Origin of the sequence: Pseudomonas sp. Z003-0.4C(8344-21), from assembly GCF_900104975.1 — a bacterium.
GTDB classification, from domain to species: domain Bacteria; phylum Pseudomonadota; class Gammaproteobacteria; order Pseudomonadales; family Pseudomonadaceae; genus Aquipseudomonas; species Aquipseudomonas granadensis.
This window is the reverse complement of the sequence record NZ_LT629756.1, coordinates 4,921,450-4,941,615: the sequence shown is the minus strand read 5'-3', so window position 1 is coordinate 4,941,615 and position 20,166 is coordinate 4,921,450. Positions and strand designations below refer to the sequence as shown.

At 60.1% G+C, this 20,166-nt stretch carries 19 protein-coding genes; 5 read left to right on the top strand and 14 right to left on the bottom strand.

From position 1 onward, the window contains the following. Positions 1-133 precede the first annotated feature (133 nt). A complete protein-coding gene (locus BLU24_RS22320) occupies positions 134-1,228 on the top strand; it encodes a PLP-dependent cysteine synthase family protein (RefSeq protein WP_093104005.1) in 1,095 nt (364 codons plus the stop codon). 113 nt (positions 1,229-1,341) lie between these two features. Here the strand turns inward: BLU24_RS22320 and BLU24_RS22315 are convergent, their stop codons facing one another. Beyond that, positions 1,342-2,955 carry an NAD(P)/FAD-dependent oxidoreductase gene (locus tag BLU24_RS22315; RefSeq protein ID WP_093104002.1) on the bottom strand — a complete coding sequence of 538 codons (1,614 nt, stop codon included), beginning with the start codon at positions 2,953-2,955 and terminating at the stop codon, positions 1,342-1,344. Between the two features lie 96 nt (positions 2,956-3,051). Further along, on the bottom strand, positions 3,052-3,705 hold the full coding sequence (locus BLU24_RS22310) for a COG3650 family protein (protein WP_093103999.1): 654 nt from the start codon (positions 3,703-3,705) through the stop codon (positions 3,052-3,054). A gap of 128 nt (positions 3,706-3,833) precedes the next feature. Here BLU24_RS22310 and BLU24_RS22305 point away from each other — a divergent pair, with 128 nt between their 5' ends. Continuing rightward, positions 3,834-4,181 (top strand): hypothetical protein, encoded by a 348-nt coding sequence (locus BLU24_RS22305; RefSeq protein ID WP_093103997.1) that lies wholly within the window; start codon positions 3,834-3,836, stop codon positions 4,179-4,181. Positions 4,182-4,185: 4 nt separating this feature from the next. Here BLU24_RS22305 and BLU24_RS22300 read toward each other — a convergent pair whose 3' ends face one another. Beyond that, positions 4,186-4,785: a short chain dehydrogenase gene (locus BLU24_RS22300; RefSeq protein WP_093103994.1), complete on the bottom strand. Its 600-nt coding sequence runs from the start codon at positions 4,783-4,785 to the stop codon at positions 4,186-4,188. A 104-nt stretch (positions 4,786-4,889) separates the two neighbouring features. Between BLU24_RS22300 and BLU24_RS22295 the strand changes: the two genes are divergently transcribed. After that, on the top strand, positions 4,890-5,804 hold the full coding sequence (locus BLU24_RS22295; RefSeq protein ID WP_093103991.1) for a LysR family transcriptional regulator: 915 nt from the start codon (positions 4,890-4,892) through the stop codon (positions 5,802-5,804). A gap of 104 nt (positions 5,805-5,908) precedes the next feature. Here the strand turns inward: BLU24_RS22295 and BLU24_RS22290 are convergent, their stop codons facing one another. The 9 genes from BLU24_RS22290 to BLU24_RS22250 form a co-directional block, all read right to left on the bottom strand. After that, on the bottom strand, positions 5,909-6,385 hold the full coding sequence (locus tag BLU24_RS22290) for a DoxX family protein (protein ID WP_093103988.1): 477 nt from the start codon (positions 6,383-6,385) through the stop codon (positions 5,909-5,911). Beyond that, entirely contained in the window at positions 6,382-7,140 is a 759-nt protein-coding gene (locus tag BLU24_RS22285) for an HvfC/BufC N-terminal domain-containing protein (protein ID WP_093103983.1), read from the bottom strand. The genes BLU24_RS22290 and BLU24_RS22285 overlap by 4 nt, the downstream gene beginning before the upstream one ends. Continuing rightward, positions 7,137-8,024: an MNIO family bufferin maturase gene (gene bufB / locus BLU24_RS22280; RefSeq protein ID WP_093103980.1), complete on the bottom strand. Its 888-nt coding sequence runs from the start codon at positions 8,022-8,024 to the stop codon at positions 7,137-7,139. Before bufB ends, BLU24_RS22285 begins: the two co-directional genes overlap by 4 nt. A 25-nt stretch (positions 8,025-8,049) precedes the next feature. Further along, complete coding sequence (locus BLU24_RS22275) at positions 8,050-8,355, bottom strand: BufA1 family periplasmic bufferin-type metallophore (RefSeq protein ID WP_093103978.1); 306 nt, start codon at positions 8,353-8,355, stop codon at positions 8,050-8,052. A 297-nt stretch (positions 8,356-8,652) separates the two neighbouring features. Then, positions 8,653-9,354 (bottom strand): ABC transporter ATP-binding protein, encoded by a 702-nt coding sequence (locus tag BLU24_RS22270; RefSeq protein ID WP_003222380.1) that lies wholly within the window; start codon positions 9,352-9,354, stop codon positions 8,653-8,655. Further along, positions 9,355-10,122: a high-affinity branched-chain amino acid ABC transporter ATP-binding protein LivG gene (gene livG, locus BLU24_RS22265; RefSeq protein ID WP_016771357.1), complete on the bottom strand. Its 768-nt coding sequence runs from the start codon at positions 10,120-10,122 to the stop codon at positions 9,355-9,357. It abuts the gene before it with no gap. Beyond that, positions 10,119-11,375: a high-affinity branched-chain amino acid ABC transporter permease LivM gene (locus tag BLU24_RS22260; protein ID WP_090282128.1), complete on the bottom strand. Its 1,257-nt coding sequence runs from the start codon at positions 11,373-11,375 to the stop codon at positions 10,119-10,121. The genes livG and BLU24_RS22260 overlap by 4 nt, the downstream gene beginning before the upstream one ends. Further along, complete coding sequence (livH, locus tag BLU24_RS22255) at positions 11,372-12,295, bottom strand: high-affinity branched-chain amino acid ABC transporter permease LivH (RefSeq protein WP_090282129.1); 924 nt, start codon at positions 12,293-12,295, stop codon at positions 11,372-11,374. The genes BLU24_RS22260 and livH overlap by 4 nt, the downstream gene beginning before the upstream one ends. Positions 12,296-12,525: 230 nt before the next feature. Next, positions 12,526-13,653 carry a branched-chain amino acid ABC transporter substrate-binding protein gene (locus tag BLU24_RS22250; protein WP_093103975.1) on the bottom strand — a complete coding sequence of 376 codons (1,128 nt, stop codon included), beginning with the start codon at positions 13,651-13,653 and terminating at the stop codon, positions 12,526-12,528. Between the two features lie 351 nt (positions 13,654-14,004). Between BLU24_RS22250 and BLU24_RS22245 the strand changes: the two genes are divergently transcribed. Further along, complete coding sequence (locus BLU24_RS22245; protein WP_090282131.1) at positions 14,005-14,325, top strand: DUF2288 domain-containing protein; 321 nt, start codon at positions 14,005-14,007, stop codon at positions 14,323-14,325. 303 nt (positions 14,326-14,628) lie between these two features. On the opposite strand, the gene BLU24_RS22240 is transcribed toward BLU24_RS22245, so the two are convergent. Beyond that, on the bottom strand, positions 14,629-16,821 hold the full coding sequence (locus tag BLU24_RS22240; RefSeq protein WP_093103972.1) for a hypothetical protein: 2,193 nt from the start codon (positions 16,819-16,821) through the stop codon (positions 14,629-14,631). A 195-nt stretch (positions 16,822-17,016) separates the two neighbouring features. Between BLU24_RS22240 and BLU24_RS22235 the strand changes: the two genes are divergently transcribed. Beyond that, on the top strand, positions 17,017-17,913 hold the full coding sequence (locus tag BLU24_RS22235; protein ID WP_172833292.1) for an NAD(P)-dependent oxidoreductase: 897 nt from the start codon (positions 17,017-17,019) through the stop codon (positions 17,911-17,913). Here the strand turns inward: BLU24_RS22235 and BLU24_RS22230 are convergent. Beyond that, complete coding sequence (locus tag BLU24_RS22230; protein WP_093103969.1) at positions 17,804-20,086, bottom strand: putative bifunctional diguanylate cyclase/phosphodiesterase; 2,283 nt, start codon at positions 20,084-20,086, stop codon at positions 17,804-17,806. The genes BLU24_RS22235 and BLU24_RS22230 overlap by 110 nt on opposite strands. Positions 20,087-20,166: the final 80 nt, after the last annotated feature.

Genomic DNA, 20,166 nt, shown 5'->3' with positions numbered 1-20,166 from the left:
CACGCTGAGCCTAGCAGTTGCCGGACACATTGAGACTCAGCTGTACCTGTGCGCGCTGGAGGATTTTTCCTAAGCTGATGAGCGAGCCTCATAAAGAGGCTGATTCCTGCCCGATTCGACGAGAAGCCTGACCATGAGCGACAACCGACAGTGGGCCCGCGAGGCCATCCGCATCATCGAGGCGGATTTCCAGCGCAGCGCCGATACCCACTTGATCCCCTTGCCGCTGCCGGGTTTTGCGGGCATCGAGTTGTACTTCAAGGATGAATCCAGCCACCCTACCGGCAGCCTCAAGCATCGCCTGGCCCGTTCGCTGTTTCTGTATGCGCTGTGCAACGGCTGGTTGAAGCCCGGCGCGCCGGTGATCGAGGCGTCCAGCGGCTCGACGGCGATTTCCGAAGCGTACTTCGCCCGGATGCTGGGTTTGCCGTTCATTGCGGTGATGCCGGCGACTACGTCGAAAGAGAAGATCGCGCAGATCGCTTTTTACGGTGGCCAGAGCCATCTGGTGCAAGACCCGACACAGATTTACGCCGAATCCGAGCGCCTGGCTCGCGAACACGGCGGGCATTTCATCGATCAGTTCACTTACGCCGAACGCGCCACCGACTGGCGGGCGAACAACAACATCGCCGAATCGATCTTTCAGCAGATGCGCTATGAAAAACATCCGGAACCGAGCTGGCTGATTTCCAGCCCCGGCACCGGTGGTACTACCGCGACGCTCGGTCGTTATGTGCGCTATCGCCAGCACTGCACTCGCGTGTTGTGCGCCGATGCCGAGCGCTCGGTGTTCTTCGATTATTACCGGAGCGGCGATGCCGGTCTGCGCCTGGAGTGCGGTTCGCGCATCGAAGGCATTGGCCGGCCGCGGGTGGAAGCGTCGTTTCTGCCCAAAGTGATCGATGCGATGGTCAAGGTGCCGGACGCCCTGTCGCTGGCGGCCATGCATTACCTGGCGCAGCGCCTGGGCCGGCATGTCGGCGGCTCGAGCGGGACCAACCTGATCGGTGCGCTGATGGCGGCGCAGCAAATGAAGGCGGCGGGGGAGTCGGGGTCGATCGTGGCGATACTGTGCGATGGCGGCGAGCGCTATGCCGACACCTATTACGATCAGGCCTGGTTGCAGGCGCAGGGGTACGAGTTGGATGGATTGATCGAGGCCGTAACGGCGAGTGCCGAGCGGGGAGAGGCGCTGCCGACTTCAGTCTTGCGCGCCAATATCTGACACACCGCAATCAAATGCAGGAGTGAGCCTGCTCGCGATAGCGGTGATTCAGTCAACTTAAGTGTTGAATGTTATCGCGCTATCGCGAGCAGGCTCACTCCTACACGGTTATGTCAGTCAGAGAGACCGAGGATATCCCGCGCCACCGCCTCGGCAATCCGAATCCCGTCCACGCCCGCCGAAAGAATCCCGCCGGCATAACCCGCGCCTTCGCCCGCCGGGAACAGGCCTTTGACGTTCATGCTTTGCAGTGACTCGTTACGGGTGATGCGCAGCGGCGACGAAGTGCGCGTTTCGATCCCGGTCAACACCGCGTCGTGCAACGAATAACCACGGATCTGCTTCTCGAACGCAGGCAACGCTTCACGGATGGCTTCAATGGCAAAGTCCGGCAGGGCCAACGCCAGATCGCCCAACGCCACACCCGGTTTATACGATGGCTCGACTTCACCCAGTTCGGTCGAAGGTGTGCCATTGATGAAGTCGCCGACCAGCTGCGCCGGGGCCTTGTAGTCGCTGCCGCCAAGGATGAACGCGTGGGATTCCAGACGCTCCTGCAACTCGATGCCCGCCAGCGGGCCGCCCGGATAATCGACCTCCGGGGTGATGCCGACGACGATGCCCGAGTTGGCATTGCGCTCGTTACGCGAGTACTGGCTCATGCCGTTGGTGACCACGCGGTTCGGCTCTGAAGTTGCCGCGACCACGGTGCCGCCCGGGCACATGCAGAAGCTGTAGACCGAACGGCCATTCTTGGCGTGGTGCACCAGTTTGTAATCGGCGGCGCCGAGTTTCGGGTGCCCGGCGTACTTGCCCAAACGTGCGCGGTCGATCAGCGATTGCGGGTGTTCGATACGGAAACCCACCGAAAACGGCTTGGCTTCCATGAACACGCCACGGCTGTGCAACATGCGGAAAGTGTCACGGGCGCTGTGGCCGAGGGCCAGAACCACGTGCTTCGAATGCAAGGTTTCGCCGCTCGCCAGTTGCACGCCGACCAGTTGGCCTTCTTCTATCAGCACGTCGGAAACGCGCTCCTGAAAGCGCACTTCACCGCCGAGTTCGCGGATCTGCTCACGCATGTTTTCAACCATGCCGGTCAGACGGAACGTACCGATGTGCGGTTTGCTGACGTAGAGGATTTCTTCCGGCGCGCCGGCCTTGACGAACTCGTGCAGGACCTTGCGCCCGAGGAATTTCGGGTCCTTGATCTGGCTGTACAGCTTGCCGTCGGAGAACGTCCCCGCGCCGCCTTCACCGAACTGCACGTTGGACTCGGGGTTGAGCACGCTTTTGCGCCACAGGCCCCAGGTGTCTTTGGTGCGCTGACGCACTTCGGTGCCGCGTTCGAGAATGATCGGCTTGAAGCCCATCTGTGCCAGCAGCAGGCCGGCGAAAATCCCGCACGGGCCGAAACCGACGACGATCGGGCGCTGTCCCAAGTCGCTCGGTGCCTGACCGACAAACTGGTAACTGACATCCGGCGCCACGTTGACATTGCGGTCATCGGCGAACTTGCCCAGCACCCTGGTCTCGTCGCGCAGGCTGAGGTCGATGGTGTAGATGAAACACAGCTCGGAGGATTTCTTGCGCGCGTCGTAGCTGCGCTTGAACAAGGTGAAATCGAGCAGCTCATCGCTGGCGATGCCCAGGCGTTGCACGATGGCCGCGCGCAGGTCTTCTTCGGGATGGTCGATGGGCAGCTTGAGTTCGGTGATTCGTAACATGGCGGGATCCGGGTTCGCGGGGCGCACAACTGCGCCAGGGCGTTTGAAGGCGGCGATTATAAGCCGCAACGTCCGGATCCGCCGAGGATAATGCGCTCAGTCGTTGCGCGATCCGCCGAAATACCCGCAACCACGCTGCACCTGGCCGTCGATGCGCAACTCGGCGCTCATGTGCTGCACGCTGCCGGTGCTGCTGTCGACGCAGCGTTGCGGGGCGACCCACAATTCGATGCGCTGGTTGTTGGCTTCGCTGCTGAGGTTGAAACGACCGTCTCCGAGTTGTTCCTCGACATAAGGCACGGCCAGCGGCGGCTGGCCCTCACGCTCGATGACCATGCCCTTGCCGCTAACCTTGACGTTCCATTCCGGGCCGTGGCCGGCAGCACGCAGAATCAGCAGTTTGAAATTCGGATCATCGCAAGCGCTGCCGGAGCGCTCGACACGGTACAGCTGGGTCAGATCGAGGCGATCGCCGACGACTTTGCCGCGAACATCGGCGAACAACTTGCCTTGCTCATCGGCCAGCGTCGCGGCTTCCTGCAACACGCTGGTGCCGCCGGTGTCATTGACCACCAACTGGCGCTGATCCTGACACGGCTGAAACACCAGCTTGCCGTCCGCCGCCGTCAGTTGCCCCTGCATTCGCGTCTGCCCGACGTGCGAAGCACTTTCGCGCTGGCCATCGAACAACTGGCAGGCGGCAAACAACGGCAGCAGGGCAACAACGATCAACGAACGGGCGACACGCATCTTTGGCTCTCCAGACAAGTGTCGCCACGTTACTGAGGGCGGCTGTCGATCACAAGGCTTGTGTGGCCACTATTGAGTCACGATTAGCGTCGATGCATAGTTTCGCCACGTAAATCAGGAAGAATTTTATGCAATGGACGTCGGCAATATTGCTGTTGACACTGGCAACATCAGGCGCAAGTCAGGCAGCCGAGATCAATCTGTCCTCGGCTACGGATTTCTCCAGAATGGAGGTGCTGCTCAAGGATGATGAAGGAGCTAATCCGGATCTCGTTCAGCTCTCGGTCACGCTTACGCCAGAAGCAACCGAGAGGATGGCGCAAATCAGTCAGGAGTCGATCGGCAAGCCACTGACGCTTTCGATCAATGGGCAGCCCGTTTCGACGGCAACGGTTCACTCGGCGCTGGGGCGGCAATTCAGAATGGCGATACCTCGGCCCGTTGCCAAAAAACTGTTGCCGACGCTGATCGAATAAACGATCAACCGACGTGAAGTGTCTGCCCGGTTTGCAGGCCTTCGACACTTTTGGCGTAGGCCAATGCCACGTCCGCCGCAGGAACGGACTTGAAGCCGCGGAAGTAAGGCGCGTATTTACCCAAGGCTTCCGTCAGAACCGTCGGGCTTACAGAATTTACCCTCAAACCGCGTGGCAGTTCGATCGCGGCGGCACGGACGAAGCTGTCGAGAGCCCCATTGACCATAGCTGCCGAGGCGCCGCTACGTATCGGATCGTGGCTGAGCACGCCGGTGGTGAAGGTGAACGAGGCGCCATCGTTGGCGAATTCGCGCCCGATCAGCAGCAGATTGACCTGGCCCATCAGCTTGTCCTTGAGGCCGAGGGCAAAACTGTCGTCGCTCATTTCGCTCAGCGGCGCGAAGGTTACGTTGCCGGCGGCGCAGATCAGCGCGTCGAATTTGCCGGTCTGTTCGAACAGCTTGCGAATCGACGCGCTGTCGCTGATATCGACCTGCAAGTCGCCGCTGTTACGGCCGATGCGAATGACTTCGTGACGTTGCGACAGTTCTTTGTCTACGGCCGAACCGATTGTGCCGCCAGCGCCTATCAACAGAATCTTCATCGAGCTGTACCTCAAGTGATTGCATGAGGTTTCAGTCTAGAGTGGTTTTTCTCCCGGATAAGCGCGCTAATAGGCAACCTTTGGTTTTCAAATGGAAACAATCCATGAGCGAAATGGATGATCTGGCAGCGTTCGCCGTGTTGATCGAAGCCGGCAGTTTTACCTTGGCCGCGCAACAGTTGGGCTGCAGCAAAGGCCAGTTGTCCAAGCGCATCAGTCAGCTCGAAGCGCAGTTTTCCGTGGTTCTGCTGCAACGCACCACCCGGCGATTGAGCCTGACGGCGGCGGGCGCGGCGCTGTTGCCACAAGCGCAGGCACTGGTGGTTCAGGTGGAACGGGCACGTCAGGCATTGGCGCGGCTCAAGGACGACATGGCCGGCCCGGTGCGGATGACGGTGCCGGTGTCGCTCGGGGAAACCTTCTTCGATGGTCTGCTGCTGGAGTTCTCGCAGCAGTATCCCAACGTGCAGATCGAGCTGGAGTTGAATAACAGCTATCGCGATCTGTCGCGCGACGGTTTCGATCTGGCGATCCGCTCCGAGGTGGCCAATGACCAACGCCTGGTGGCCCGGCCGCTGCTGGCGTGGCAGGAGATGACCTGCGCCAGTCCCGCCTATCTTGAACGATACGGCGAGCCAACGACGCCGCAACAACTGGCCGAGCACCGCTGCCTGCTCAACAGCCATTACAGCGGGCGCGAAGAATGGCTGTATCACCAGCAGCACGAATTGTTGCGAGTGCGAGTCTCGGGCCCGTTCGCCAGCAACCATTACAGCCTGCTGAAGAAAGCCGCACTCACCGGTGCCGGCATCGCCCGACTGCCTTCCTATCTGCTGCAGACGGAATTGGCCGACGGCCGCTTGCGCTGGCTCCTGCGCGACTTTCAGACCCGTCGTGTGCCGATGTTGCTGGTGCATCCGTATCAGGGTGGTTTGCCGAAACGCACGCAGGTGCTGGCGGATTACCTGATGGACTGGTTCAAGCGCAGTGGTGAGGCGCTGGATCGACTCCAGCGCTGATTTCGTACCTTGTGGGGAGCCTGCAAGCGATAGCGGTGTATCAGTCACAAACTCAACAACTGACAGTCCGCAATCGCGAGCAGGCGAAGGCCTACAGTTCGAGGTCAGCCTTGGAAGCGGCGGGCGATCAGGTGATCGATCGACAATTTGCCCGGTCCTGTCGTCATCAAATACAGCAATACCGCCGCCCAGGTGCCGTGGGTCGGGTACGCGTCGGGATAGACGAAAATCTGGATGGTCAGGGTCATGCCCAGCAGCGCCAGCGCCGAAAAACGTGTCGCCAGGCCGATCAGGATCAGCGCCGGGAAAAAGTGTTCAGCGAACGCCGCCAGATGCGCGGCGATTTCGGGCGACAGCAGCGGCACGTTGTATTCACTCTGGAACAGCGGAATCGCCGAGTCCGCCAGACGCGGCCAGCCCAGTTCAAACGTGCCGTCAATCAGGTCGATCGCCAGCCCCTCGACCTTGGTCTGCCCGGACTTCCAGAACACCGCAGCGATGGAAAAACGCGCAAGGAAGGCAATCAGGCTGTGCGGGATTTTTTCCAGCAGGGTGATGGCGCGCGGGATAAGCGTGTTCATGGCAACTCCTTGTAGCTCAGTTGAATGATCGCGTTATGGGCGATCAGCAAGGCGAGGGTTTGGGCGAGATCGAAGGGTGGGCTGTTTTCGGCCGCCGCGAGCAACGGCTCGCCATTGTTCAGGTGACGGATAAACACGCTGGCGCCGGCATCCAAGGCAAACACTTCAACTTCGAGGCCGTTGCGCAACACCAGTGCGTGTTGCCCTTGATTCAGGCCAATGCCCGCCAGGCTTTGTTCCTGCTGATGCGCGGCCCAGATCGCCACCACGGCAAACCCTGAATCGAGCAGGTGCAGCGATGGATGCAGGCCGAACGTCAGCCCGCCGAGAGTATGCGGATTGGCGAGGGCGGCGCTCACGTGCTCCGGCCGGATCGGCTGCGCGTCGGCGGCGTGGTAGGCGAGGACGCGTAAATACTCGAGGCGCGCGACGTCGGCGACATACGGCACGCCGGCAATCGGTTCGAACTGCGCGATGAAGTCGGCGAACGTTTCGCCGTAGCGGCTCATCAGCGGACTCTGTGGCGGTTGGCTTCGGATAAAAATCGCGGCCATGGCGCGGAAAAATTCCTCGCCAACCAGCTGCTGTACGACCGGATAACTGTCGGCCAGGGTATTGATCAGCGACGCCTGCACGTTGTTGCGATACACCGCGAAACGGCTCGCCGGGTCGGCACCGTTGGCGCTGCGCAGACCATCGGGGCAGGGCAGGCGCGTATCGATCAGCGCGGCGGCGAAAGCGCTATGTGTGCTCATGCGCGGCCTCCGCTTTGCAGCAATAGCCGCTCGGCCTGTTGCGCCTCGGCCAGCAATACCTCGAACGGCGGCACCTGGTTGTCACGCTCGATCAGCGTTGCCACCGGGCCGATGCGCTCCAGCGCCTGGCGGTACAACTGCCAGACCGCTTGGTCGATTGGCGCGCCGTGATCGTCGATCAGCAAACGATCGCCGAGGCTGTCGCAATCTTCGGCGAACCCGGCCAGATGAATCTCGCCGACCGCGTGCAGCGGCAGGGCGTCGAGGTAGGTCAGCGGATCGCGCTGATGATTGATGCACGACACATAGACGTTGTTCACGTCGAGCAACAGGCCGCAGCCGCTGCGGCGAATCACCTCAGCGATGAAGTCTGGCTCATCAATCGTCGAGCGTTCGAACGCCAGATAGGTCGCCGGGTTTTCCAGCAGCATCGGCCGCTTGAGGGCGTTCTGGACCTGATCGATGTGCGCGCAGACGCGGTTCAGCGTTGGCGTGTCGTAGGCCAGCGGGAGCAGGTCATTGAGAAACACCGGGCCGTGGCTCGACCACGCCAGATGTTCGGAAAAAGATTGCGGTTGATAGCGTTCAATCAGCTCAGCCAGGCGCTTGAGGTGTTGTTGATCCAGCGACCCTTCGGCACCGATGGACAAGCCGACACCGTGCAGCGATAGCGAATACTGCGCACGAATCAAACCGAGAAAATGATGAAACGGGCCGCCGGCCACCATGTAGTTTTCGGCGTGGACTTCGAAGAAGCCGAGGTCCGGTAATGAACCGAGCACTTGTTGAAAGTGCCCGGTCTTGAGGCCCAGCCCTGCACGGGGCGGGAGCCCGGTGAGGGCTGCCTGAGTGCGTGGAAGGACATGGTCGTGGTGGCTGAACATGATCGTCACTCAGGCAGGCCGCGGATCAGGACTTGGCTTTGAAGGCTTCGAGTTGACCGAAACCGGTCGGCGAGGTTTTGCTTTCGATGGTGGCGCAGGTGCCTTTCGGAACGTGTTTCCAGGCGTTGGCCTGATAGTCCATTTTCGCTGTGCCGGCGCAGGTGGTGCCTGCACCTGCGGCGCAGTCGTTCTTGCCTTTCATGGCCACGCCGAAGCATTTTTCCATGTTGGCATCGGCGGCTTGAGCGGTGGAGACGGTGGCGATGCTCAGCGCGGAACCAAGGGCCAGAACCAGTGCGGTGGCGGACAGGGTGCGGGTGGTAGCAGTCATGATGTTTCTCCAGGTTTTATCAGGGTGTCTGCAAGTGCTGTTGCGCTTGCTTGTCCCTCTAGAGAAAGGTCGGGGGGATGCGTTACAGGTGGGCCTGAAATTTTTTTAAAAATCTCCGAACCGCCTCGTCCCCTGTAGGAGTGAGCCTGCTCGCGATAGCGGACTGGCAGTCAATATTTTTGCAACTGTTACACCGCTATCGCGAGCAGGCTCACTCCTACAGGGTGGTGGGTTCGAGGTTTGTGGCAGGCAATAAAAAAACGGCCCGAAGGCCGTTTTCGTGTTCAGCGATAACGCTCAACCCCCCAGATACGCCTCGCGCACTTTCGGGTCGGTCAGCAGCGCTTCACCGGTGCCTTGCATGACCACGCGACCGTTCTCCAGAACGTAGGCGCGGTCGGCGATTTTCAGCGCCTGGTTGGCGTTCTGCTCGACCAGGAACACCGTCACACCGTCCTTGCGCAGCTGTTCGATGATGTCGAAGATCTGCTGGATGATGATCGGAGCCAGGCCCAGCGACGGTTCGTCGAGCAGCAGCAGCTTGGGCTTGCTCATCAGCGCACGGCCGATGGCGAGCATTTGCTGTTCGCCGCCGGACATGGTGCCGCCGCGCTGGTTGAAGCGTTCCTTGAGGCGCGGAAACAGGCCGAGGACCTTGTCCATCTGCTCCTGATAATCGCCCTTGTCAGTGAAGAAACCGCCCATGGACAGGTTTTCTTCGACGGTCAGACGGGCGAACACCCGACGACCTTCCGGCACCACGGCGATGCTCTTGCGCATGATCTGCGACGAGTCCTGGCCGACCAGTTCCTCACCCATGTAGCGGATGCTGCCGCTGTGCGCTTGCGGCGAACCGCAGAGCGTCATCAGCAGCGTCGACTTGCCGGCACCGTTGGCGCCGATCAGCGTGACGATCTCGCCCTGACGGACTTCGACGTTGACGCTGTGCAGGGCCTGGATCTTGCCGTAGAAGGTGGAAACGTTTTCGAACTGCAGCATTTACGCTTCCCCCAGGTAGGCTTTGATCACTTCAGGATTGTCGCGGATCTGTTCCGGCGTGCCGTCGGCCAACGGCGTGCCCTGGTTGATCACGACGATGTGGTCGGAAATGCTCATGACCAGTTTCATGTCGTGTTCGATCAGCAGCACGGTGACGTTGTGCTCCTCGCGCAGCACGCCGATCAGCGCCTTGAGGTCCTCAGTCTCTTTCGGGTTCAGACCGGCGGCCGGTTCGTCGAGCATGAGGATCCGCGGGCGGGTCATCATGCAGCGAGCGATTTCCAGACGCCGTTGCTGGCCGTAGGCGAGGGTGCCGGCGGTGCGGTTGGCGAACTCTTTGAGGTTGACCTTTTCCAGCCAGTACTCGGCAAACTCCATGGCCTCGCGCTCGCTTTTGCGGAACGCCGGGGTCTTGAACAGACCGGACAGGAAGTTGGTGTTCAAGTGCCGGTGCTGAGCGATCAGCAGGTTCTCGACCGCGGTCATGTCCTTGAACAGACGCACGTTCTGGAAAGTACGCACGACGCCTTTAAGGGCGATCTTGTGACCGGGCAGGCCCTGGATCGGCTCGCCGTCGAGCAGGATGCTGCCGCCGGTCGGCTGATAGAAACCGGTCAGGCAGTTGAACACGGTGGTCTTGCCCGCGCCGTTCGGCCCGATCAGCGCAACCACTTGTTTCTCTTTGACGGTCAGGGCCACACCGTTGACCGCGAGCAGACCGCCGAAGCGCATGCTCAGGTTTTCGACTTTAAGGATCTCGCGGCTCATTTGCGCAACTCCATGTGTGGGCGTTGCATCGGCAGCAGACCTTGTGGACGCCAGATCATCATCAACACCATCAGGGCACCGAACATCAACATGCGGTACTCGCTGAACTCACGCATCATTTCCGGCAACAGGATCATCACGATCGCCGCCAGAATCACACCCAGTTGCGAGCCCATGCCACCCAGCACGACGATGGCGAGAATGATCGCCGACTCGATGAAGGTGAACGACTCCGGCGTGACCAGACCCTGGCGCGCGGCGAAGAAGCTGCCGGCAAAACCGGCGAACGCGGCACCGAGGGTGAACGCAGAAAGCTTGATCACGGTCGGGTTCAGGCCCAGCGCACGGCAGGCGATTTCGTCTTCACGCAGCGCTTCCCACGCACGGCCGATCGGCATGCGCAGCAAACGGTTGATCACGAACAGCGCAGCCAATGCCAGCAACAGCGCAACGAGGTAAAGGAAAATCACCTTGTTGATCGAGTTGTATTGCAGGCCGAAATACTCGTGGAACGTCTGCAGACCTTCGGCCGCTTTACGCTCGAAGGTCAGGCCGAAGAACGTCGGTTTTTCGATGTTGCTGATGCCGTTCGGGCCACCGGTGATATCGGTCAGGTTACGCAGGAACAGACGGATGATCTCACCGAAACCCAAGGTCACGATCGCCAGATAGTCACCGCGCAGACGCAACACCGGGAAGCCCAGCAGGAAGCCGAACGTCGCCGCCATCAGGCCGGCAATCGGCAGGCAGATCCAGAAACTCAGGCCGTAGTAGTGCGACAGCAGCGCGTAGCTGTAGGCGCCGACGGCATAGAAACCGACGTAACCGAGGTCGAGCAGACCGGCCAGACCGACGACGATGTTCAGGCCGAGGCCGAGCATCACGTAGATCAGGATCAGCGTGGCGATGTCCACCGCGCCACGTGAACCGAAGAACGGCCACACCAGGGCGATGATGATCAGCGCAATGATGAAGTAACGCTGAGTGGTCGGCAGGGTCAGGAAGTTGCTGGCCTTGGCCGGGATCAGCGGCATGCCCGGCGAGGAGCGCCAGGCTTTGCTGATCTGCTGATTGAACAGCACGCGCAGGAACATCAGCACCGAGCAGATTGCGATGGTCGCAAGCACCGCAGGGCTGGTGTTGTGCACTTCCAGATTGATGCCGACGATGGTCAGTTTCAGACCGAGTACCGGGTAGGCCACGGCCCACACCAGCAAAGCGCTGAACAGCGCCTGTTTAAGATTCCTAGTCATACTTTCTCAACCTCCGGACGGCCCAGAATGCCGGTCGGACGGAACAACAGCACCAGAACCAGCAAGCCGAACGCCACGACGTCCTTGTACTGGTCGCCGAAGATATCGGCACCGAACGCTTCCGCTACACCGAGCACCAACCCGCCGAGCATCGCGCCGGGAATGCTGCCGATGCCGCCCAGTACCGCAGCGGTGAACGCCTTGAGGCCGACGAGGAAACCGGCGTTCGGGTTGATCACGCCGTATTGCATGCTCAGCAGCACAGCTGCAACGGCTGCCAGCGCAGCACCGATGACGAAGGTCAGGGCGATGATGTTGTTGGTGTTGATGCCGAGCAGGTTGGCCATCTTGATGTCTTCGGCGCAGGCGCGGCAGGCGCGGCCCAGACGAGAACGGGAGATGAACAGGGTCAGGCCGAGCATGGCGATCAGCGTGACGACGAACACCACGATCTGCATGTAGGAAATCAGCACTTCTTGTGCGCCACCCGGACCGAAGGCGAGGTTGCCCGGGATCAGGTTGGGGATTGCTTTGTCCTTGGAGTCTTGCGCCAGCAGAACGGTGTTCTGCAGGAAGATCGACATGCCGATGGCGGAAATCAGCGGGATCAGACGGTTGCTGCCGCGCAGGGGGCGGTAGGCAATGCGTTCGATGCTGTAACCGTAGGAACTGGTGACGACGATGCTGGCAATGAACGCCGCGGTCATCAGCAGCGGGACACTGTCGAGTCCCATCATGGTCAGCCCGGCGATGGCGATGAACGCCACGTAGGAACCGATCATGTACACCTCGCCGTGGGCGAAGTTGATCATTCCAATGATGCCGTAGACCATCGTGTAGCCGATGGCGATCAAGGCATACATGCTGCCAACGTTGAGGCCGTTAACCAGCTGTTGGAAGAAGTGATAGAGGTCAGGCATTACAGCGCTCCTAAAAACCTGATACGCATTTCACTGGTGGAGTCATTTTCCCGCCCGGCCCCGTGGATCTCTATCCACTTCGAATCCGGGTTTTGCCAGCGAACCGCTGATGACGGTTTTGAGATTTTCAGGTGGGGAGACTGGCGGATCACGCCAGCGCGGCCCATACATTCGTAAAACAAAGCCCACGGCACGCCGTGGGCTTTATTGGCAGTCAGTCAGGCAGCGCCTTACTGAGGCGAAACTTCAGTTTTAGGTTTGCCGTTGTGCCACTCGTAAACCACGAATTTGAAGTCTTTCAGGTCGCCCTTGGCGTCGAAACTCAGGTCACCGGTCGGGGTCTTGAACGCACCGGCGTGAATGGCTTCGGCAACTTTGGTGGCGTCTTCGGACTTGGCAGCCTTGATGCCTTCGGCGATCACGGTCACAGCCGAGTAGGACGGGAACACGAACGGGCCGCTCGGGTCTTCCTTCTTCGCTTTGAACGCGTCAGCCAGGGCAACGTTGGCCGGATCCTGGTCGAAGGATTTCGGCAGGGTCACCAGCAGGCCTTCGGACGCGTCCTTGGCGATCTGGGTGATCGAGTCGTTACCCACGCCTTCCGGACCCATGAACTTGGCTTTCAGGCCTTTTTCCTGGGCTTGACGCAGGATCAGACCCAGCTCTGGGTGGTAGCCGCCGTAGTAGACGAAATCGACACCGGCTTGCTTGAGCTTGGCGATGATTGCCGAGAAGTCCTTGTCGCCGGCGTTGACGCCTTCGAACACGGCAACCTTGGTGCCTTTCTTCTCCAGGGTCGATTTCACCGCGGTGGCGATGCCTTCACCGTACTGCTGTTTGTCGTGCAGCACGCCAACCACTTTCGGTTTCACGTAATCGGCGATGTAGTTGCCGGCGGCAGGGCCCTGGGCGCTGTCCAGACCGATGGTACGGAAGATCATTTTGTAGCCACGGGCGGTGATGTCCGGGCTGGTGGCAGCCGGGGTGATCATGATCACGCCTTCGTCTTCATAGATGTCCGAAGCTGGCTGAGTGGAGCTGGAGCACAGGTGACCGACCACGAACTTGACGCCGTCGTTGACGACCTTGTTCGCTACCGCTACCGCTTGTTTCGGATCGCAGGCATCGTCGTATTCAACGGCTTCGAGTTTCTTGCCGTCGACGCCGCCCTTGGCGTTGATCTGCTCGATGGCCATTTTCGCGCCACTGAACTGCATGTCGCCGTATTGGGCTACTGGACCGGTTTTAGGACCGGCGATACCGATTTTGATGGTGTCAGCTGCGAACGAATGGCTGGCAACCCCGGCCAGAACCATAGCGGCAAACAGTTTGGAAATCTGCTTAGTAGCCTTAGTCATAGTGCTCCACTCTTACTGTTGTATTTTTTAGAGTTCTGGCGCCGTAGCAGCAGAACCGGGTCAGATATCTTTGCGACATCCTCCGGAAATGCCCCCGGCAACTGTACCGGTACAGTGTAGAGCGCCGCTTGTTCAACTGGGAAGCGGGCGCCAAGAGGCAAAACTTGGGGGTGTCGCATTTTTGAATGAAAAAGACAGAATTGCGGCGGGGCTTTCGCGGGCATATAGCCCAATCAGCAGCATTCCCTGGCGTTCCTGCTCTTTTCGTTCGGTGCAGCCATTTGCAACCGGGTTTTTCTGGCGGACCACCAACGTTATGATTCGCGTCGATTTCTTTTCCGGACAGAGCCCATGAATCAAGAACCTAGCACCCTCTATGCCAAGCTGCTTGGGGAAACCGCATCTATTACCTGGAAAGAGTTGGAGCCGTTCTTCGCCAAGGGTGCCCTATTGTGGGTCGACCCTGAGCTGGATTTGATCGCGGCTGCCGAAGCCGTGGCGTCTGACGAAGGCGAGAAAGTCGCGGCCTGGCTGGCCGACGACAAGGTCGCCAAGCTGTCTGAAACACGGGCGCTGGATATTTTTGAACGCGATCCGCAACTGTGGGCCGTGGTGGTGTCGCCATGGATTCTGATCCAGGAAAGGGCGAGCGCTCCAAGCGTCGCACCTTAATGGTGCTAGCTGTCATCGGCGAAAAGTGTGTAGCGGAGTAGCGTGATGGCACGTTGCCGTAGAGAAATGCCACAGGCGTGTCCCACTTCACGGTGACGTAAACGTAACGGGAACAGTTTATTGAGCGGCCTGAGGGTCGCTTAATTGTTTCTGGATGTTGGAAAGGCTGAAATCTTTAGTGAATTTGAAGGCCCCATCGCTGGCAAGCCAGCTCCCACAGTGTCCGGGTGAACACAAATATTGTGAGCACCACAAAATCTGTGGGAGCTGGCTTGCCAGCGATGGGGGCGACTCGGTCTCTGATCAGACCGAATAAGTCTTCCCGGTATGGTTATTCAGGGAAATGACCTTGGTCTTGCCAATCCGGTGGCGGTAAATCTCGCGCAGGTACTTGATCGACTTCTTCACACAATCGCGCGACAGGCGAATGTCGTTGATCGAGACAAACTTGTCCTTGTCGTTGATCAGCTCGCGGTACTTCTTCTCGTACATCGGTTTGATCGCGTACCAGTTGGTGTCGAGAATCTTCGCCGGGTTTTCGAACTCGTTGAGCAGGTCATCGATGCGGTCTTCGTCAAACTCTTCCTGAATGATGAAGTCGAGAATCGAGTTGTCCAGCGTCTCGTCGAAACGGTACGGGGTCTTGGCGAAGCAACGCTTGATGAATGCCACGATCAACGTCAGGAAGTCATCCGACAGGCACGGGCTCTTGGCAATCAGGGTGGTCAGCGACAGGTTCGCCGAAGCGCCGATCACCAGCGCGTAACGCTTGAGCGTGGTGTTGGGGAACAGGCTGTTGAGGTGGGTCTTCAGCCGGTTCAGGTCCATGTACGACAGCTTGTAGTCCTTGGGCAGCGAAACGATCGAGACCACCGACGAGCAGTTCTTGAAGAAGTGCAGGTCATGCAGGGCGGCGGCATCGTAGCCGGAATTCTTGTACTGCTCCAGCGACGCGCGATAGCGCTTGGACTCGATCGGCAGCAGGCTGATGCCTTCGATGGCCTGGGTGACCTTGTTGAAGTGCGGCAGGTCGATCGAGCGGAAGAACAGATCGTCGATGTTCAGACGCTGCGGCTCTTTTTCGAAGACCTTGAACTTGTCGCTGCTCGGCGGCGGCGTTTCCGGCACCACCGATTCGGCGTAGGCGATCGCCACCGGGCCGGCCAGGCTCATGAACAGGTCGTTGGCGTCCAGGCGAATGGTCTCGCCGATGTCGATGCCGGCGCGACGGAAGTAGTTCTGGTCGTAGTCGGTGGTCACTGCCTGCGCGGTGAGAATGTTGAAGATCTGCTGCGAGATGTACTGGTTGGCGTGCTTCTCCATCGCATTGACATCAATGTTCTGGATGTTGCCGTCATCGCTTTCTTCGGCGTAACGCATGATGTCGTTGGAAATCAGCATCATCGCATTCCATGGGCGAATCCGCCCCATGACGCTGGCTTCGCTGCTGTCTTCGTTGGCGAAGTTGTAGGAGAAGTCCCATTCCTCGGAAAGATATTTGCACAGCAGGCGCCCGGCGTTGATGTGCAGCGCCTCGGATATTTCACTGCGGTGATCAGAAATGTTCGGCAGCACGCAGATGCCGCTGGTGAAGATCGGCTCGAATACAAACGAATGACCGCTCTTGCCGTCATGTTCGTCCATCGGCTTGGTGTCGAACGTCTTGTTCATGTACGAGTGCTGCTGGGCCAGACCGAATTCGGAGGCCATGCCCGAACCGGTACCGCCGCCGGCACTGAAAATCGAAAAGTACAGGCGCGACTGGTTGGCTTTGATGCCGCAGCTGTCGATCAGGTACGAGTGGATCATTTTCCAGTCGGGGCTGGAGAAACGCTGGGTGTCCTTGTTGAGGATGATTTTCGCCAGGTACTGGCCGAGGATCGGCGCGTTACCGGCGCCACCGGCGTGGACTTCGGACAAGTCCATGATCTTCATCTTGCTGTAGTCGCGCAGGAAACCGCTTTTTTCGCCCTTGCGGGAAAAGCGGATGCGCCCGGCGATGTCCTTGTCGAGGTCGCCGAGCATCACCAGCGGCTCGACCAGAAACACCGGTTTGGCCGATTTGTTCGGCCCCAGACGCAGGTTCTGTTTGATCCACTGCGCCGGGCTGTAGCCCTTGTCGGCCAGACGCCGATCGGCCGGGCGATCTTCGTTGTTGAATTCGTTGAGGTAGAACTTGCGCGCGTTGTACACCAGCTCCGCGACGTCGAGGGCGATGTTGGAGCCGCAGCGACCGAGGCCGATCAGGCACACCGAAGGGAATTCCTGATCGTTGTGCTGTTCGTTATCGCCTTCCAGGTGCGGCGGGCGCGGGAACACCAGATCGCGCAGGCCGTCGAGGTTATCGAGGATGCGGTCGGTATTGGTTTCGGTGAAGTACAGGTATTGCTGGGTCGACAGCGGACGCGCGGGTTGCGCAGGCTTGGTCGGGCTGTTGGCGGCGGGGCTGGAGGTCAGGTCGGAAATCGCAGTGGCAGGATTGTTTTTGGATGTCATGGTGCGCCATGTACCTGGACTGGGTTGGCCCGATGACCGATGTCAGCGAACCTCACGGAATAGGATCTCGCGTCTTTTTTGCGCGAATTGAGCCCGAGCGTCAGGGCGGTGGCCTGACTGTCGCTGGGGGGAATCCTTTCCTGATCGTTGTTGAATCGGCCATTATTCGGCGATCTTTAATGGAAAAGAGGCAAAATGATGTCAACGCGACCTTCGTTGGGGTTTGCCGGAATCGGCCTGATGGGCCTGCCAATGTGCCGGCGTCTGTTGGCGGCGGGTTACTCGCTGACCGTGTGGAATCGCAACCCGGCCAAGTGCGCGGCACTGGTCGAGGCGGGTGCCCGGCAAGTGGCGAGCCCCGCCGAACTGTGCGAGCACGCGGACATCGTGATGTTGTGTCTGGCTGACACGGCGGTGGTGCGCGAGGTGGTGTTTGGTGCTGGCGGCATTGCCGAGCGCGCAAAAAACGAACAACTGCTGGTGGATTTTTCCAGTCTCGAACCAACGGCGACCCGCGAGATGGCCGCGCAACTGGCGCAGCGAGCCGGCATGGGCTGGTTGGACGCCCCGGTGTCCGGCGGCGTGGTCGGCGCCGAGGCGGGCAGCCTGGCGATCATGGTTGGCGGCGCGGCGGCGGATCTCGAGCGGGTGCGTCCGGTGCTGCTGAGTCTCGGCCAGCGCGTCACGCACATGGGCGGCGTCGGTGCCGGCCAGGTGACCAAGGCCTGCAATCAGATGATTGTCGCCTGCAACGCGCTGGTGATCGCCGAAGTGGTGGCGCTGGCCGAACAGGCCGGGGTCGATGCCAGCCTGCTTGCCGAAGCGCTGGCCGGCGGTTTTGCCGATTCGAAACCGCTGCAGATTCTTGCGCCGCAAATGGCCGAGAGTCGTTTCGAGCCGATCAAATGGCACGTGCGCACGTTGCTCAAGGATCTCGACACGGCAGTGAAATTTTCCCGTGAACAGGGCTCGGCCACGCCGCTCAGCGGATTGGCCGCACAACTGATGCGCCTGCATGGGGCGCAGGGCTATCTGGCGCAGGACCCAGCGACACTGGTGCAAATGTACCGCGCGCCAGCAGCAACGGATTGAACGCCGGCGACGCCTTGCGCTGGTTGATTTCCGCCAGCACCGGGCGCAACTCGTTGAGCGGCACTGGGCGGCTAAGCAAGTAGCCCTGAATGAAATCGCAGCCCGAGCGCTCGAGAAACTCGTACTGCTCCAGGCTTTCCACGCCTTCGGTGACCACCTGCAGGTGCAGGGTGTGCGCCATGACGATGATCGCCTGGACGATTTCCATGTCCGCCGTGGCCTTGGGGATGTCGAGGATGAACGAGCGGTCGATTTTCAACGTGTTGAGCGGCAGGCGCTTGAGGTAGGCCAGCGACGAATAACCGGTGCCGAAGTCGTCAATCGACAGCGACACGCCAAGCGCGCGGATCTGCCGCAACAACACCAGGGTGTTGGCGATGTTGCCCATCAGCGCATTTTCGGTGACCTCCAGCTCCAGTCGTTCCGGCGCCACTCCGGCGCTGCGCAGGGCGTGTTCGATTTCATCGGCCAGCTCTTCGCGGGCCAGATTCAACGGTGAGCAGTTCCAGGCGATTTTCAGCTCCTCGCAGCCATGGCTGGAGAGTTCGCCGAGATCGCGACAGGCGCGCCGTAACACCCAGTTGTCCAGCTCGGCGATCAGGCCGTTGCTCTCGGCGATGGCGATGAAACGATCCGGGGTCAGCAAACCGTGCAGCGGGTGCTGCCAGCGAATCAGCGCCTCGAGCTTGGTGACACGGCCGGTTTTCAGCTCGAAGATCGGCTGGTAGTACAGCGTCAGGCCGTTTTCTTCGCGCAGGGCCTGGCGCAGTTCTTCTTCGAGTTGCAATTCCAGGGTGGCGCGGTTTTTCAGGCTTGAATTGAAAAAGTGCAGGCCATTGCGCCCCGCGCCTTTGGACTGGTACAGCGCCAGGTCGGCGTGTTTTAGCAGTTCTTCGCAAGTCGTGCCGTCTTCAGGAAACAGGCTGATGCCGATGCTGGTGGTCATCACCATGCGCCGGCCGGCCAGTTCGATCGGCTCTTTCATCTTGAGCATGATGCGCTGCGCCATGCCGCGTGCCTCTTCGCGGTCGTGCAGGCTGATCAGGATGCAGAACTCGTCACCGCCGAACCGCGCGACCACGTCTTCGTGGCTGCGCACCGAGCTTTTGATGTGCTGGGCGATGACTTTGAGCAGCGCGTCGCCGGCGTCATGCCCGAGGCTGTCGTTGATCCGTTTGAAGTGATCGATGTCGAGAAACATCACCGCGAGCATGCCGCCTTCGCTGGTTTTCTGGCTGAGTTTTTCCGCGAACATCTGGTTGAAGCCACGGCGGTTGATCAAATTGGTCAGCGCGTCGTAATTGGCCGCTTGCTGTAACGACATGCGCGCCTGATCGAGCTGGCTGAGCAGGGCGTTGACCCGGCGCAGGTCTTGCTCCTTGTTTTGCAGCTTCTTGTCGGCGAGGGCGGCGCTGATTGCACTGCCCAATATCAACAGGATGATCAACGCCACGGTCAGGCCCAGTTGCAGATGTCCGGTTGCGCCGCCGCTCGCTGCCAGGCCACCCTCGGCAATGACCAGATCCAGGGCGGCCATGCCGGTAAAATGCATGCTGATGATGCCTGCGCCGAGAATCAGCGCAGCGCTGTATTTGAGCAACTGATGGGCCACGCCGCTGCCTTCGCTCAGATAGCGGGCGACCCACAGCGCGGCGAAACTGGCGCCGATGGCGATCAGCACCGACAGCGCAAATAGCCCCGGATGGTAGTAGGCGCTGGCGCTCGATTTCATCGCCGCCATGCCTACGTAATGCATGCCGGCGATACCCAGGCCAATGACCGACGCCGTTTTCAGGCAGCGCTGCGCACTGGGCTGCACCTCGCTCAGGGTCTGCATGGCCAGCCACGAGGCGAGCAGGGCGATCAGTAACGAGAAGAGGGTGATGCCGAGGTCATACTCGATATCGATGGGCGTCTGAAAAGCCAACATGCTGATGAAGTGCATGGCCCAGATGCCGCCGGCCAGACAGGTCGCGCCGATCCAGCGCCAGAGCCGCCGCGAGGCTAGATCCTCGGCATGCACCACACGCTCGGCCATATCGAGCGTCGCGAAACTCGCCGCGCAGGCAACCAGATAGGCCGCCAGCACCAGCAACGGATTGTGGCTGCAATCGAGAATGACCTGCCCGCGCGCCGGCAGCTCGGTAACAAAATGCAAACCAAGCCACTCCATAGCGTGCCCCGTCTCTGAAGTCGTCCTGACTGCGCGATCAACGCAGGCGAATGACTTGGAGTATAGAGGCCGATTTCGGC